9 protein-coding genes and 3 pseudogenes are annotated in these 15399 nt (G+C 62.2%); 7 read left to right on the top strand and 5 right to left on the bottom strand.

Annotation, left to right across the window (positions count from 1 at the left end):
• Positions 1-103: 103 nt before the first annotated feature.
• Positions 104-1174 (bottom strand): annotated as a pseudogene (locus J4H91_RS14730) (IS30 family transposase); the annotation flags it as partial.
• Positions 1175-1329: 155 nt separating this feature from the next.
• Between J4H91_RS14730 and J4H91_RS14735 the strand changes: the two are divergent.
• From J4H91_RS14735 to J4H91_RS14750, 4 genes and pseudogenes are all read left to right on the top strand, one after another.
• Positions 1330-2560: pseudogene (locus J4H91_RS14735) on the top strand (IS256 family transposase).
• Positions 2557-4479: a glycerophosphodiester phosphodiesterase gene (locus J4H91_RS14740; protein ID WP_208047012.1), complete on the top strand. Its 1923-nt coding sequence runs from the start codon at positions 2557-2559 to the stop codon at positions 4477-4479. The pseudogene J4H91_RS14735 and the gene J4H91_RS14740 overlap by 4 nt, the downstream one beginning before the upstream one ends.
• Positions 4480-4581: 102 nt before the next feature.
• Positions 4582-6687, top strand: a complete 2106-nt coding sequence (locus tag J4H91_RS14745; protein ID WP_243753039.1) for a DUF2156 domain-containing protein — start codon at positions 4582-4584, stop codon at positions 6685-6687.
• 231 nt (positions 6688-6918) lie between these two features.
• Positions 6919-8141, top strand: a protein-coding gene (locus J4H91_RS14750) for an IS3 family transposase (RefSeq protein WP_208047020.1) whose coding sequence is annotated in 2 segments (ribosomal slippage) — positions 6919-7204 and positions 7204-8141 — 1224 coding nt in all. Because the reading frame shifts where the segments join, the coding sequence is not laid out codon by codon here.
• On the opposite strand, the gene J4H91_RS14755 is transcribed toward J4H91_RS14750, so the two are convergent.
• From J4H91_RS14755 to J4H91_RS14765, 3 genes are all read right to left on the bottom strand, one after another.
• Complete coding sequence (locus J4H91_RS14755; RefSeq protein ID WP_208047014.1) at positions 8102-9316, bottom strand: cation:proton antiporter domain-containing protein; 1215 nt, start codon at positions 9314-9316, stop codon at positions 8102-8104. The two genes, J4H91_RS14750 and J4H91_RS14755, sit on opposite strands and share 40 nt — an antisense overlap.
• Before the next feature lie 133 nt (positions 9317-9449).
• A complete protein-coding gene (locus J4H91_RS14760) occupies positions 9450-10097 on the bottom strand; it encodes a hypothetical protein (RefSeq protein ID WP_208047015.1) in 648 nt (215 codons plus the stop codon).
• Positions 10098-10126: 29 nt separating this feature from the next.
• Positions 10127-11677, bottom strand: a complete 1551-nt coding sequence (locus tag J4H91_RS14765; RefSeq protein WP_208047016.1) for an alpha/beta fold hydrolase — start codon at positions 11675-11677, stop codon at positions 10127-10129.
• 816 nt (positions 11678-12493) lie between these two features.
• Here J4H91_RS14765 and J4H91_RS14770 point away from each other — a divergent pair.
• From J4H91_RS14770 to J4H91_RS14780, 3 genes and pseudogenes are all read left to right on the top strand, one after another.
• On the top strand, positions 12494-13201 hold the full coding sequence (locus J4H91_RS14770) for a PrsW family glutamic-type intramembrane protease (RefSeq protein ID WP_208047017.1): 708 nt from the start codon (positions 12494-12496) through the stop codon (positions 13199-13201).
• Between the two features lie 228 nt (positions 13202-13429).
• Positions 13430-14677: an IS256 family transposase gene (locus tag J4H91_RS14775; protein WP_208047018.1), complete on the top strand. Its 1248-nt coding sequence runs from the start codon at positions 13430-13432 to the stop codon at positions 14675-14677.
• A 60-nt stretch (positions 14678-14737) separates the two neighbouring features.
• Positions 14738-15010: pseudogene (locus J4H91_RS14780) on the top strand (transposase); the annotation flags it as partial.
• A 41-nt stretch (positions 15011-15051) separates the two neighbouring features.
• On the opposite strand, the gene J4H91_RS14785 reads toward J4H91_RS14780, so the two are convergent.
• Positions 15052-15192 carry an IS3 family transposase gene (locus tag J4H91_RS14785; protein ID WP_208047019.1) on the bottom strand — a complete coding sequence of 47 codons (141 nt, stop codon included), beginning with the start codon at positions 15190-15192 and terminating at the stop codon, positions 15052-15054.
• Positions 15193-15399: the final 207 nt, after the last annotated feature.

Here is a 15399-nt window from a genome sequence, read left to right on the forward strand (position 1 = left end):
AGGTAGCGTTAAACACGAAGACCTCGTGAGAGAACGATGGACGTTGAACACCCTGATTCTCTTACGAGGTCTTCGTTCTACCCAGGCGTACTCACCGATCGGCCTACACTCTCAAATCCGAAGAGCCGGTTTGTCGCGGGCGATCGTTGAGCAGGTCTTGCATGCCTGCGATCTCTTCATCGGTGACCTGGTTGAAGTTCGTGCCCTTGGGGTAGAAGTCCCGGATCAGACCGTTCAGGTTCTCGTTCGTTCCGCGCTGCCAGGGCGAGTGCGGATCCCAGAAATACATTCTGCATCCCGTCGCGATCGTGAAGGTGTGGTGCTGCGCCATCTCTTGCCCTTGGTCCCAGGTGATCGTCCGCACGAACTCGGACGGCAACCCCCGGATCATGCGCTGCATCAACTCGACCACCGTCATCGAGTCCCGCACCCCGGGAAGCCTCCCGACGAGCGCGAACCGGGTCTGCCGCTCGACCAGGGTCACCAGACCGGAGTTTCCCGGGCCGACCACGAGATCTCCTTCCCAATGCCCCGGGACTGCCCGGTCATCGACTTCGGCGGGACGATCCGATAACCGTGCCCCTGCGAGCCAGGGCCGGTTCGACCGGCGGGGAAGCTTCGACTGCGGAACCCGGCCCGTACGCCCGGACCGGAGTGCTTTCTCAACGGTGAGTTCGTGCCGGAGCGCGCCTTTGCCCTGCACGTAGAGGGCCTGATAGATCGTTTCGTGAGACACCTGCAACTCCGGGTGATCGGGAAAGTCCACGCGGAGCCGGTGAGCGACTTGCTGCGGGGAATGCTTCTGATTCAACCCTGCCACGACCCGGGCACGTAACCGCGGGTCGGTGAGTTTCCCCGGACGTGGGCGGGGACGCACGGCCAGGGCCCGGTAATGCGCGACCTCGGCAACATACTTCCGGTCGCGCCCATGCCGCACGCTATGCGCGGTGATCTCTCGCGACACCGTCGATGGGGCGACCCCCAGCTCGGCCGCGATCCCCCGCATCGACACGGGTGCCGGAAGCGATCTCGCGGCCTGGATGAACGCGCGGTCCGCGAGGGTGAGCCTGCGGTACTTCCGCGACGCACGCTCCGGCACGACCCCTGTCAGATCAACGGTGTGCGCGCCACCGTGATAGCCCTGAGCGAATTCCATACCCACACGCTTACCCCATCGTGGTCCTGGGCACCCCGGTCCTGCGACTGGGTGGCGTCCCCTGGAGTGGTGGGGTTTCCGGCAGGACCACCAGCGTCGTAGACGTGAGCGAGCCATCGTGCGATGGTCAGTGAGTACCGATCAAAGTCACTCACAGAAAGACACAACGCACGATGGCTCTAGACCAGTCTGCCCTCCTTCAGCTCCTCGGGGAACTCAAACTCACCGACGTCACCGACCGAATCCGGGCCGCGACCGAAACGCTCTACCAAGAACTCATCGACGCGGAAGCGGCCGCGTTCATCGGAGCGGCCCCCTTCGAACGCTCCCCGGAGCGTGTCACCCATCGCAACGGCACCCGCCCACGCACACTGACCACGACCGCCGGAGAGCTGGAATTACGCATCCCGAAACTGCGGCAAGGCACCTTCTTCCCGTCCCTGCTGGAGAGACGCCGCCGCGTCGACCAGGCCCTGTTCGCGGTGGTGATGTAGGCCTACGTTCATGGTGTCTCTACCCGGAAGGTCGATGATCTCGTGAAAGCACTCGGCGCAGACACCGGGATCTCGAAATCTGAGGTGTCCCGTATCTGCCAGCACCTCGATGAGGATGTCGCCGCGTTCCGCGACCGGCCCCTCGCCGATCAGTGCTACCCGTACGTGTTCCTCGACGCAACCTACTGCAAGGCCCGGGTTGGTCGCCGGGTCGTCTCCCAAGCCGTTGTCGTTGCCGTCGGCGTCGCAGCAGACGGGCGCCGGGAGATCCTCGGTTTCGAAGTCGGGAAACCGAGTCGCAACCGTTCTGGACCACGTTCCTGCGCTCACTCAAGGCACGGGGGTGGGCGGGGTACAGCTGGTGATCTCGGACGCACACACCGGGCTGATTGCCGCGATCGAGACCGTGTTCGTCGGCGCTTCGTGGCAGCGCTGCCGGGTGCATTTCATGCGCAACGTGCTTGCGAATGTCCCCAAAGCTGCCGGGCAGATGGTCGCGTCGATTATCCGTACGATCTTCGCCCAACCCGACACCGAGCACGTGTTGGGCCAGTTCGACGAGGTCGTACGAATGCTGACCAGATCGCATCCCAAGGTCGCCGACATGCTCGATCAGGCCCGCGACGATCTCCTCGCGTTCACCGCGTTCCCAGTGCAGCATTGGCGGCAGATCTGGTCGACGAACCCGCTGGAGCGAGTGAACAAGGAGATCAAACGCCGCACCGATGTCGTCGGCACGTTCCCGAATCCTGCCGCGCTGCTGCGCTTGGCCGGTCATGTGCTGATCGAGCAGCATGACGAGTGGGACGGTGCGGATCGTCGCTATTTCAGCGAGCATTCCATATCCATAGGTGACACCACTTACCGACGAAGCTTGAGATGGCCTCGAGATTATGCTGCGAGACTATGAAATCTCGTGAGTCCTCCCAACTGGATCACGGCAGGCACCGAGTTGGACTGTGGCGCAGCACCGGACACCTGCTGGTGCGCGCCTGGCAGCTCGTACGCGCCGGCGGTGCTAAGCTCTTCGCTCTTCTGCTACTCACGCAGCTCCTCATTCTCGGCGCTGCGATTCCAGTTATTGGATGGTTGTTCAGGGAAGCTCTACGCGTCAGCGGCATGCACGGTTTCGACCTGAGCCAGTTCCGGGTCGATCAAGGTTTCACGATCACCCTGTCGCTGCTGATTGCCATCGTCGCTGTCGTTTTCTGCCTTGTCTCGCTCCAGTTCGCAGCTATCGTCACGCTCCTACGCTGGCCCGAAATCACAGGAAGAGAGTTCCTGAGCGCACTGGGTCATACGTTGCGTCGCCTGGCACGTCCTGGATCGCTGCCGCTACTTATCTATTTGTTCCTCCTGTTACCTCTGACCGGGTTCGGGTTTATCTCCGGGCTGACCCGGGGAATCGCCATACCTCCATTCATCTCCGGTGAGTTGCTCAAGGAAACGACAACGGCCGTGGCTCTTGTCGCTTTGATGCTGGTTCTTTTCGTACTTAATGTGCGTTTATCGCTCACGATCCCTGCGTTCGTACTCACTGAAGCACCGCCACTGCGCACGAGCTGGAGGCTGACTCGGAGTGTGCGCCGTAGCGTACTTCCGATGTTTCTCGCTGTGGCAGTCGTGCTCACCTCGGCCTCGATCGTCGCAACAGCCCTTGTGTTCATCGCGGTTGCGCCAACGGCACTCACCGACCGTTTCGCCCCGGACGTCTCACCCGTCCTCGCGGCATACATGCTCGGAGTCGGACATATCGTGGGTCTCCTCTTCAGCGGTCTACTCTCGTCCTTCGTGCTCGGAGTCCTCGTGACGCATTTCCGGGTGCAAGCGTCTCAGCTTCACCAGAAAGCTTCCTTCATCGGTCATAAGCCCCAGCCAACTACAAAACTTGCCGGACCATCATCTATCGGGATAGCGAGGGATGCCGTCTCGCCCGCGATTCCAGGCCAGAGGCGAGGAAACCGCCGGCTGATGTGGGTGACCACCGGTGCGGCCGTGGTTGTCGCGTTCGGCATCGGCTCGTTCTCCGTCGGCACCATGCAACAGCTCGCGAGCGCTCCGGCGACCTTTGTGTTCGCTCACCGTGGGTTCACGGGCGGTGGCGTCGAGAACACGATCAGTGCTTTGGACGCTGCGAAATCGGCTGGCGCGGAGATCGTGGAGATGGATGTGATGCAGACGAAGGATAAGCAGTTCGTGGTGATCCATGATCCCAACCTCAAACGTCTTGCCGGCAAAGACCTCTCGGTGAAGGATCTGACGCTTGACGAGCTCACCAGCATCACTGTTCACGATGAGGACGGCCATAGCGACACACTTGCATCACTCGGGGACTACGTCGACCGTGCGAAAGAGATCGGCATGAAACTCCTCATCGAGATCAAAACGGGCGGGTTGGACACTGAGGATCACGTCGACCTGCTCGTCGATGAGCTCGAGAAACACGATGCTCTCGAGTCGAACATGTTCCACTCCCTTGACCCGGCAAGCGTGAAACGTCTCAAGCAGCTCCGGCCGGATCTCAACGTCGGATACATCATGCCGTTTGCCGGAGGTGGCATCCCTGATACTCCAGCGAATTTCATTGTGGTCGAAGAATGGACCGCTACCGAGAAGATGAAGCAGCAAGCCACAGATAATGGCCTCGGGTTCATCGTGTGGACGGTGAACGAACAGCCGAGCATGCGCGATCATCTCCGGCAAGACGCTGACGGTATCATCACCGACCACCCCGATACCGCACGGTCGATCCGAGAAGAAATGGACGACTCCACTGGAGTCACCGGCCCCCTACGAGATGCACTCGATCGATTCATCACGATCAATTGATGAACGTTCCTGACTGAACCTCACCTCGGCCGCCCATACCCAAATGACGAGGAAACCACGAAGAACCGGGAGTTCCGCTTCATGACAGACACGAACGCACAGATGGCATCTCCGGACATTCCGAAGCCGGCAAACCCGATCTGGCGGGTCATCCGCAAGACCCCGTTCACGATCCTGTTCGTGATCGCGCTCTTCGTGATCGGCATCGTGTCGGGCTCGCTGTTCTCCGCTGCGCTGGATCAGAGCTGGTACCACGACGTCGCGACAGGCTACCCCGCCTTCGCGGAGGGCCGCTGGTGGACGGTCTTCACGTCGCCGTTCTTCGTCAGCCCGCAGCTCGTCTATCTGACGCTGCTGCCGCTCGTGATCGGCGGCATCGGCTGTGCCGAGTGGAAGTTCGGCACGCTGCGCACGATCGGCCTGTTCCTCGCCGGGCACATCATCGGCGTGCTGGGCGCGGCTGGCATCGTCGCGCTCATGTCGAGCTCAGACTGGTCGTGGGCGCAGATGCTCACCACCACCTACGACGTCGGCCCGTCGTGCGGCGCGTTCACCTGCCTCGTGTTCGCGATCTCCACGCTGCCGTCGCCGTGGCGCCTGCGCGCCCGCCTCGCCGTGATCTTCTGGACGGGCATCTCGCTGCTCTACCTCGGTCACCTCTACGACCTCGAACATGCCGTCTCCATGGTCGTCGCCCTCGCTGCAGCTGGCTGGATCCCGGCGTTCCGCCACCCGGCCGGCCGGCCGACGCAGCGCGAGTGGCGCCTGATCGGGCTGTGGCTGCTCATCGCGATCGGTGTCATCCAGCTATTCGACCTGTTCGTCCCCTACGACGGCCCGCTCGGGGCACACGACCCCGTGCCGGGCGCCTTCATCGACGTTGCGATCGACATCGTCGTTATCGCGCTCATCGCCAACGGCATCCGTAAGGGCTACCGGCTCGCGTGGTGGGTCGCGATCGTGCTCGGCCTCTACAACATCGTCGTCGCGATCGCGGCAGCCATCGCATTCCCTCTCCTCCCGGAGCCCGACGGGTTCCTGTCCGGCGACCTGCGCGCACAGATCCTCGCGCCCGCAGTGTTCTGGCTCGTGGTCCTACTGTTCCTGATCGTCGGCAGTAACGCGTTCCGGGTTTCTTGGCGTCCCTCGAAACGTACTCTTGGCGCACCGGCGCTCACTGCGGAAGAACACATCGCTCGCATCAAACAGCATGGTGGCGGCACGATCTCGTGGATGACGACCTGGGATGAGAACCAGAAAATCTCCGCTCCGCATTCTGGTTCCATCGCGTTCCAGACGCACGCGGGCGTCGCGATCATGCTCGGTGACCCGATTGCCGGTTCCGGCCACCGCGCTTGCGCGTTCGAGGAGTTCGAACGGGTGTCCCAGGAAGCCGGTCTCATTCCGTGTGCGTTCTCGGTGAGCCAGGAGAGTGCCGACGCGAAGCCCGCAGGGTGGCGCTCGGTCATCGTGGCGGAGGACACCATCGTCGACCTGCCCGGCCTCGAGTTCAAGGGCAAAACGTGGGGTGCGGTGCGCACGGCGATCAACCGGGCCGGCCGCGAGAACGTCGAATTTCGCATGACGCGCCTGGCCGACGAACCGTGGAACGTGCTCGCCCAGGTGCGCGCGATCTCCGAGCAGTGGACGGGTGACAAGGGGTTGCCCGAGATGCGTTTCACGCTCGGCACCGTCGACGAGGCCCTCGACCCCGAAACGTACGTCGGTATCGCGGTCGACGAGGGCGGCAACCTGCACGGCGTGACCTCGTGGCTGCCGGTGTACGGTGCCGCAGACCCGGCCACGGGGGAGCCGCGCATCGTCGGCTGGACACTCGACCTCATGCGCCGCCGCGACGGCGGCTTCGGCCCCGTCATGGAATTCCTCATCGCCTCATCGGCAGCATGGTTCTCTGAAGCCGGCTACGAGTTCGTGTCGCTCTCGGGCGCCCCGCTCGTGCGCCCCGAAGACGCCGAGGCCGGCCCCGTCGACCAGGTGCTCGAGCGCATCGGCGGGCTCATCGAGCCGCTCTACGGTTTCAAGTCGCTGCACAGGTTCAAGCAGAAGTTCAACCCGCGCCACGAATCGCTCTACCTCCTCTTCCGTGACGAGGGTGACCTGCCGCGCATTGGCATCGGCATCACCCGAGCCTACCTTCCAAATGCTTCAGCAAAGGCTCTCTTGTCCTCCGTTACGGCAAGTGCCTGAATCGAGTCAACGATCCCCTGACTGGATTGGGGCACGACACATGGGGAAACCGCTCTTGATACAGGGCTCGCGGGAAGATCGAAGTCAGCCCCGCGACTTATCAGGCTTCTTCAGGATCCATGACGGAGCTTTCGTCCCCAGAACACCATGAAGAATCACACTACCCAGCACTGTGATCACTGTGAATTGGCCTGGTTTGAGTTCCGATCTTTATACAAGGATGGAACTACGATGCCAAGCAAATATGACCCTGAGCTTCGTCAGCGTGCGCTCCGGATGCTCGCTGAGGCTCGCCCCGAGCACGAGTCGCTGACCGCGGCCTGCCGACACGTCGGTGGGCTCCTCGGAGTGAGCCCGGAGACGCTGCGCGTGTGGCAGCGCCGCTACGACATCGATGCCGGTGTGAAACCCGGCACGTCGATCGATATGGCCGAGGAGAACCGGCGGTTACGTCGCGAGGTGAGCGAGCTCCGTAAGGCCAACGAGGTACTCAAAGCTGCGAGCGTGTTTTTCGCGAAGGAACTCGACCGGCCACGAACGAAATGATCGCGTTCATCGACGAGTATCGTGATCGTTTCGGGGTCGAGTTCCTCTGTCGTACGCTGCGTGCGGCAGTTCGTGGGTTCCTTACCTCCCGCGGGTATCGGGCAGCCAAGTCACGGCCGGCCTCAACTCGTCAGCTACGTGACGAGCTGCTCATCCCTGAGATCCGGCGGCTCCACGCGAAACATTACAGCGTGTACGGGCGGCGGAAGATGCACGCCCTGCTGAAGCGTGAGGGATGGGACATCGGCCGCGATCAGACCGAACGCCTCATGAAGCTCGCCGGCGTGCGCGGGGTACGGAAGTCCAAGCGGGTCTTCACCACCCGCCCCGATAAGGCCGCGATGCTCCCTGCCGATCTCGTGAACCGCCAGTTCACGGCTGAGGCTCCGAAGCGTCTCTGGGTGTGCGATGTGACCTACGTGGCAACCTGGTCTGGGTTCGCGTATGTCGCGTTCGTCACCGATGTGTACTCGCGGAGGATCGTGGGCTGGAACGTCGCCTCAACACTGCGCTCGGAAATCTTGCCGATGCAGGCTCTGGATATGGCGGCCTGGCAGTCAGGCGGCCGTCTCGACGGGCTCGTGCACCATGCCGATCACGGGTCGAACTACACGGCCATGGTCTACACCGATCGTATCGCGGAACTCGGGGCGATTCCCTCGACCGGGACCGTCGGCGACAGTTTTGACAATGCGATGGCCGAGGCAGTCAACAACCTCTACAAGACCGAGCTCATTCGTCAGCAGGGCCCCTGGCGGACCGTCGAGCAGGTCGAACTCGCGACGCTCGAGTACGTGTGGTGGTGGAACCATGAGCGGCTTCACGGGGAACTCGATATGCGCACCCCTGCCGAGGTCGAGCAGGCATACTACGCTGAGACTGAATCGCTTCTGTCACCGACCGGCTGACAGGAAAACCGGTCGGAACTCAAACCAGGCCAATTCACTGTGACATACAGCACGATGTTGGCGTCGTCCTCGTTCAGCGCGTTGAATGCCAGGAGCCCGAAGACGATTGATGATGTGCCTCTGGGGCCCATGTAGCTCACTGCGACACGTTCCCGAAGAGAGACCCGGCTCCCGATGAACGCCAGCATGACGGGTACGAGGCGGAGCACAGTGAGTGCGAGGAACGCATAGGCAATCCATCCCCACTGCACCGGAGTGGCGAAAATGAGTGCCGTCACCGCCCCCACGATGAACCACATGAACGCGGAACCGATCATACTCACGTCGTCGACCAGCGACAGCTCCTCAGCTGGGATCGTATGTTCTTCCCGGTTCCCACGCAGCCGCGCCATTCGGTAGGTGATTCCGGCCAGGAACGCAGCCACGAAGCCGTTCCCCTCAACATGTACAGCGCACTCGTAGGTGATGAACGGCACGAGAAGCATCACGATACGGGCACCATGCACCCCGCTCCAGCCCCAGTGACGGGCGAGGAGCACAATCGTTCCGCAGACCCCGCCGATGCCCACACCGACGACGACCGCATATATGGCAGCCGGCACCGCGTTCTCGAGCGCTTCGATAGGCGTCGAGATCTTACCCGGCCCGGCACCGCCGGCAAGCAGCAGAGCGAAGGCGAAAACCGGTGAGAAGATGCCGTCGTTATACCCGCTTTCGACGGCGACTCCTTCGCGCAGACTCGCCGAGATCTTCCGGTCGCGGAGCATCTCCGGTGAGGCAGCGAAGTCGATAGGCAGAACCACGCAGGCGATCACCAGCAGCACGGCATAGTCCGTGGTACCCAGCATCACGGCTCCCAGCAGCACCGCTCCCATCAACGATATCGGGAGCGCGAGCACCAGGAGCCTCACGACGACCGAGCGCCGCCCTGCGAGGAAGCCGCCGCGAACTTCAGTCGCATCCACAAACAGCAGCACGGCAAGGATGAGCTCGACGAGGTGTTCGGCAATATCAGTGTTGAGGTGCTCACTGATCTGCTCGCGCAAGAATAGACCGACGAAGATTCCCATGACGACCATGGCCACGGCCCCGGAAATATGGAAACGTCGCAGCCTTCTATTCGTTGCGGCAAGAAAGACGACTGCCACCAAGCTGCAGACCATCAGCGTGAGCATGATCTACCCCTGCAGTCTTGAGCATCCGACATTTCTCATCACGATTCCCCCGAACCGTGTAGCTCAAAATAGTCTGTTCCGAATCTCGCCCATGCTCGCTAAGTAGGACCCCTTACCCCGGGCATGATCAGTATCACCGCCGCACCGTTTCTGTGTGGAGCCGAGCTGTCAACTCGTCGATGATCGCTGAGAAGCGTGAGTTGCATTCGCGTATTTCGTCGTTCATCTTCGCGAGGGTTTCAGCGCTTGGCTGGTTCTCGGTTTCTAGCGCGGCATCCCGCACTTGATCGAGCTGGAGTGCGATCTCCGCGACGTGCCGCAAGACCGCCTCGTTCTCTCCGCTCGTGAGCAGGAAGTCCGCCCACCTCCCGAGCGCGTCGGAGAGCGCGCGGCGTTCGCGGGCCACCGACTCGCGCAAGTCATGCAGTTCCTCGGCGCTGCTGCGTCCGTCACCGGTGAATTCGGGGAGGGACCGGGCGACGATGACCCCATGCGCGATCTCGCTCTTCTCCTCGTCGGCCATGGCGTGGAGGAAGTCGGAGGTGGCGAGGCGGTTCACGGGCTCCCACTTGCGTTCAGCGTTTCGTGTAACGATTCGCTCGATCACGAGCGCGGTCAGTAAGAAGGTCACCAGACCACCGGCCAAGCCGGAGAGGATGACCAGGTCTTGCCAGATCCCTGTGGTGACGTCCAGCCACAGGATCACTGCGATGAGCCCCAGGGCTCCGATGACTGAGAGCCAACGCAGAACTCGTTGCAGCTCGCGTTCCTTCCAGCGCATGGTTCGTTCTCCTTGTGTTTAGTCGGGGCTTATGAAGCACTTCCGGCGCATGTCGTGCCGGCAGCGGGGAGCTCGCCGTTGGCGAGGAATGCCATCGAGATCTGCGTTGCGCACGGGGATTGTCCGAGCACGGAAGTATGGCCCTCCCCTTCGACCGGGAGGAGGAATGCTCCGAGGGCGTCGGCGAGCGTGGCAGCGTCCGTGTACGGTGTCGCCGGGTCCCCGAGTACCGATGTGACCAAGTACTTCCTGCCGTCTTCCGCGCGGATCCGCGTGTCGAGATGCGCCGGTAACCCGCTGGCGCACGCATGCGCAGCGGCGTCGATATCGGCGCTCGTGGCGCTGTCGGGGACGAAGAAGAAGTCATCGCCGTCGAGTGGCTCGACTCCCGCTTCCGGGTCCTGAGACGAGGCCGCGTCGGGCATCGCGCAGATGACCGCATGCGAGAGGCGAGCGGGAACGCTCAGCTCGTCGGCGTCGTGCGACTCACCCTGTTCTTCTCGGTCGCTCTCACCTGCCTGACCGGTATCACGCAGCTGCGCTTCCGCCGACGCAGACTGGACTTCGAGGAGCCATCCCGCCGTGCCCGCCCAACCGCTTCGCGGGCCATAGAAGGTGGCCAGCAGGTGCTGCGTCACGGTGTCGCCGTCGATCACGCCGTCCGTATCACCCGAATCCTCGAGTAGCGGCTGTTGGGCGAGGAGCGCCCGCAACTGCAGCAGTTGCGCTTTTGCTTCAGCAACATCACCGGTGAACGGGCACGAACCGAGCTCGCCGACCACGCACGCTCCGAGAAAGCGATCCAATGCGTCTTCGAACGCGATGGCCTGACGTTCATACCCGAGTGGCGAGAAGCCGATCGCCACTGCCGCGCCGTCGAACACGGCATAGGCGACATGATCGGTGAACAGCGTGCCATAGAGCGCGCCAGTATAGGTGCCGTACGAGTATCCGAGGATCCGGATCTGGTCGGCATTCACCGCGCCCCGCAGATGCTCGATGTCGAGCGCTACATCTGTAGTGCTCGCGAACCTTGAGAGCGCTTCCGACGGAGCGCACTCTTGGGCTTGAGTCGGGCAGTCCAATGGAAGATCCGCTGCCTGGAGGCCCGTGACACCGCGCGGGTCCAGACTGATGAGCGTGTATTGCTCAGCGACTTCGGGGTGAGCACCCGCGTCGAACAGATCGGTGAGCAGCTCGGTGCCCGATTGCCCGGGCCCGCCCGGGAGTATCAGGAGAACGGGCGCATTATCAGACGCTGGGGACAGCTTGCGCACCGCTATCCGAGTTGTGTCTCCGACCGGGTCGCTCCAGTTCAGTGGCACTTCAAGACGACCGCAGTCGAACTCCGGGGCGTCGGGGCACGGCGTCCATCCAAGTTCCGCTGCTCCGTCGACCTGTTCTTCCCACGCCGAGATCAGGGATTGCGCCCGAGCCGCATCGATGACCTCTGCCGGCGCGTCCGAAGGTTCGTGAGCCGCGCAGCCCGAAGAGAGCAGTACGAGCGCCATAATTGAGGCCAGAAATAGCCGACCACGCGTCTTCAAGGCGTTGCGCCATCGCCTCCTCAATTGCTCCATGCGTCCGACGGTAGCAATGCAGGGCATCGGCTCTTTGTGCCCCATCGATAAAGGGCGCAATCATGCAATTCCATCATGAGGGCTTTCCCTTATCCCTGGTCAGCACCTCTCGCTTCCCGTGCATTCTGCTTCCCTCAATGTCCTCAGATGGATCGGATCAAATCAGTGCAGTTCGAGACAAGGGAAAAGTCGACTCCGTTCCGGTTCTCCATGCAGCTCATCAACCGTACAAAGCGCTTGGTATACGAGGTGCAGGGGAAATCACTGAGTCTGCGCAGCAAGACCGTTCTCGTTGATCAGCAGGGGGTAGTCCGGGCACGACTCGGCCGGCATCTTGGCGCGGCGCCTGTGCACCGTGTGACTGACCCTCACGGAGACACCCTTGACATCATCTCACGCAAGTGGTTTTCACGGGGAGCTCAGTTCCGAATTTCCCTTCCCACAGGTGAATACTGGCGTCTCTGCGCCTGCCCGTCGGTATCAGCCTCATCATCGACGACCAGTCGGGAACCATCATCGCGAGCCTCACATCCTGTTGTTCACTCGGCCACCGCGATATCAAAGTGTTTCGAGACGGGATTGATCACGAGGAAGAGCTCGCGCTCGTCAGCATGATCACGATCGATCGCTGGCTCGAGATGGAGCGGTTTACCGCACTAGACGAAGAAGATGCGTGCTATTCACACGCTCAAGCGTTCACCAGCACATCCGATAGGGGAACCCCATATGTTGAGTCGCAATAGTTCAAGAAGAATCAACGCCCAGTCCCGCTCACGCTTCAGCCGGGAAAATTGGACGCAAGTACTTGCATGCGTCATGCTGCTGCTGATCGTTCTCGGCGCGATCTATATCATACCGCAAATGATCACTGGGATCATCGGGTCATCAGATCCTGCCGTCATCGTCATCGGTGGTATCGTGCAATCCGCACTCATGGCAGGGTTCGCACTGCTTGCGCTGCCTCGACGCCGTGTCTCTGGTTGGATGCGATTCTTTGCCGTTCTCGGCGGAGTTTTCTTTGCTACGACGGTCGGGATGATCTTCAACAACGGCTCCGCAGCTATCGCGCCATTCACCGAAGAGATCGCAAAACTCGGGTTCGCCGCATGCGTCCTGTGGATTGTGAGAAACGACATCAAGGGTCCCCTTGATGGCTTCGTCGTAGGCTTCTGCGTGGGTGCTGGCTTTGAGGTGCTGGAAGACGTGTTCTACGCCATCAACACCGAGGATGGCGCGCAAGTCTTGGAGACCGTGATTTCACGGACGCTTTCAGGCTTCGGACTACACAGTGTGTTCACCGCGCTGACCTGCGCCGGCCTGGCTTGGATGTTTATTCAAGGAAACAAGTGGTGGGTTGCCCTGATCGCCCTGGCGCTCGGGATCGCGATGCACTGGATCTGGGATAACTCCTGCCTGATGCCGCTGGTGCTGTACCCGATCCTACTGTCGATCTTTATCGCGGCCCGAGTCGTACTCGGACGCCGCGAGCGACGGAATGTTAGCCTCGTGAATGAACCTGTCTGACTACCTCATGGAGCATGAACTCGCGTCCCCTGCATTTGTGCTCGCTGACTCAGCTGCATTAGCTCTCCTCGTATATGTGACGACAAATGCCCTCCTGGTGGCGTCCCGCAGTAATGCCCCATAAAGTGGTGTAGCCCGCGGTGGCCGGCTCGTCGTTACTGACGTAAGCGCGGTCACCGTGTGATCCTTCGAGAAGTCTCTTACCTCCACTCGAAAGGCATCATCACGATGACCGCTCCTCATATTCTCGACCCAGCGAGCGTGCTCGCTGAAGCCCTGTCCGACGCGTCGCCGGATCTGATGCGCAGCCTGCTGCAAACCACGATCAACACGCTCCTGTCCGCCGACGTGGAGGCCGTCGTCGGTGCGGAATGGGGCAAGGCGTCACCCGACCGCGTCGCCCAGCGCAACGGATACCGGCACCGCGACCTGGACACCCGGGTCGGGACCATCGATGTCGCGATCCCGAAGCTGCGGCAGGGGACGTACTTCCCGGAGTGGTTGCTCGAGCGCCGCAAGCGGGCCGAGACCGCGCTGATCACGGTCGTCGCGGATTGCTACCTCGCGGGTGTCTCCACCCGTCGGATGGACAAGCTGGTGAAGACCCTCGGGATTCACTCCCTGTCGAAGTCGCAGGTGTCGCGGTTGGCCGCGGAGCTCGACGAGCACGTCGATCAGTTCCGGCACCGGCCCCTGGGCGATGCGGGCCCGTTCACGTTCGTCGCCGCCGACGCGCTCACGATGAAGGTCCGTGAAGGCGGCCGTGTGATCAATGCGGTCGTGCTGATCGCGACCGGCGTCAACGCCGATGGCCGACGGGAGGTCCTTGGCCTGCGCGTCGCGACGAGTGAGACGGGAGCGGCATGGAACTCGTTCTTCGCCGACCTCGTCGCCCGCGGCCTGGCCGGCGTCCGTCTCGTCACCTCCGACGCGCACACAGGGCTTGTGGAGGCAATCGCCGCGAACCTGCCCGGAGCGGCCTGGCAACGCTGCCGCACCCACTATGCCGCGAACCTGATGTCCGTGACCCCGAAGAACATGTGGCCGGCCGTCAAAGCGATGCTGCACTCCGTCTACGACCAGCCCGACGCCGAGGCAGTCAATGCGCAGTTCGACCGGCTGCTGGACTACGTCGACGGGAAACTACCCGACGCGCACAACCACCTCGACAACGCCCGGGCAGACATCCTCGCGTTCACCGGGTTCCCCGAAGGGCTCTGGCAGCAGATCTGGTCCAACAACCCCAATGAGCGATTGAACCGGGAGATCCGACGACGCACCAACTCCGTCGGCATCTTCCCCAACCGCGACGCCATCATCCGCCTCGTCGGCGCCGTCCTCGCCGAGCAGACCGACGAGTGGGCCGAAGGCCGCCGCTACCTCGGCCTCGACATCCTCGCCAAGTCCCGGCTCACCCTCGTCCCCGACACCGCAAGCGAGGTGACCACCGACACGATCCTCGAACTCAGCGCCTGACCAACATCAACAGCAGAAGGATCACCGACAGCTACACCACGTCCCGGGGCTTGACCGGCGGAGTTCGTGCCGTTCCTGGAGTACGACGTCGAGATCCGCCGGGTGATCTGCACGACCAACGCGATCGAATCCATCAACGCCCGCTACCGCCGGGCCGTCCGGGCGCGCGGCCACTTCCCCAATGAGGCCGCCGCGATCAAATGCCTGTATCTCGTGACGAGGTCGCTTGACCCGACCGGCGGCGGAAGGGCACGCTGGGTGATGAGGTGGAAGCCCGCGCTGAACGCGTTCGCGATCACCTTCGCCGGACGGTTCGAGAAAACCACCCACTAATGAAAACCGCCGGACCCCACACACCGTTTATCGGACAGACCCTAAGGGGCACTACTCCGCATCATCAGCCGCTCGGTCTGGTCGCGGCCGATGTCCCAACCTTGCCGGCGCATCAGCGCATGCATCTTCCGGCGCCCGTAGACGCCGTAGTTCTCCGCATGCAGCCGAGCGATCTCCGGCACGAGGAGGTCATCGCGCAGCCGACGCGCCGATACTCCCAGGCCGATTCAGACCACCCTGATATGCGGTTGTACATGTATGTGGCTCTTCGGATTTGAGAGTGTAGGCCGATCGGTGAGTACGCCTGGGTAGAACGAAGACCTCGTAAGAGAATCAGGGTGTTCAACGTCCATCGTTCTCTCACGAGGTCTTCGTGTTTAACGCTACCT

It is taken from the genome of Leucobacter ruminantium, from assembly GCF_017565705.1.
Classification (GTDB): domain Bacteria; phylum Actinomycetota; class Actinomycetes; order Actinomycetales; family Microbacteriaceae; genus Leucobacter; species Leucobacter ruminantium.

Excerpts from the sequence above, each read along its gene's own strand:
- J4H91_RS14775 (WP_208047018.1), top strand. The coding sequence starts at position 13,430 with ATGACCGCTCCTCATATTCTCGACCCAGCGAGCGTGCTCGCTGAAGCC.
- J4H91_RS14760 (WP_208047015.1), bottom strand. The coding sequence starts at position 10,097 with ATGCGCTGGAAGGAACGCGAGCTGCAACGAGTTCTGCGTTGGCTCTCA.
- J4H91_RS14765 (WP_208047016.1), bottom strand. The coding sequence starts at position 11,677 with ATGGAGCAATTGAGGAGGCGATGGCGCAACGCCTTGAAGACGCGTGGT.
- J4H91_RS14755 (WP_208047014.1), bottom strand. The coding sequence starts at position 9,316 with ATGCTCACGCTGATGGTCTGCAGCTTGGTGGCAGTCGTCTTTCTTGCC.
- J4H91_RS14745 (WP_243753039.1), top strand. The coding sequence starts at position 4,582 with ATGGCATCTCCGGACATTCCGAAGCCGGCAAACCCGATCTGGCGGGTC.
- J4H91_RS14740 (WP_208047012.1), top strand. The coding sequence starts at position 2,557 with ATGAAATCTCGTGAGTCCTCCCAACTGGATCACGGCAGGCACCGAGTT.
- J4H91_RS14770 (WP_208047017.1), top strand. The coding sequence starts at position 12,494 with ATGCTGCTGCTGATCGTTCTCGGCGCGATCTATATCATACCGCAAATG.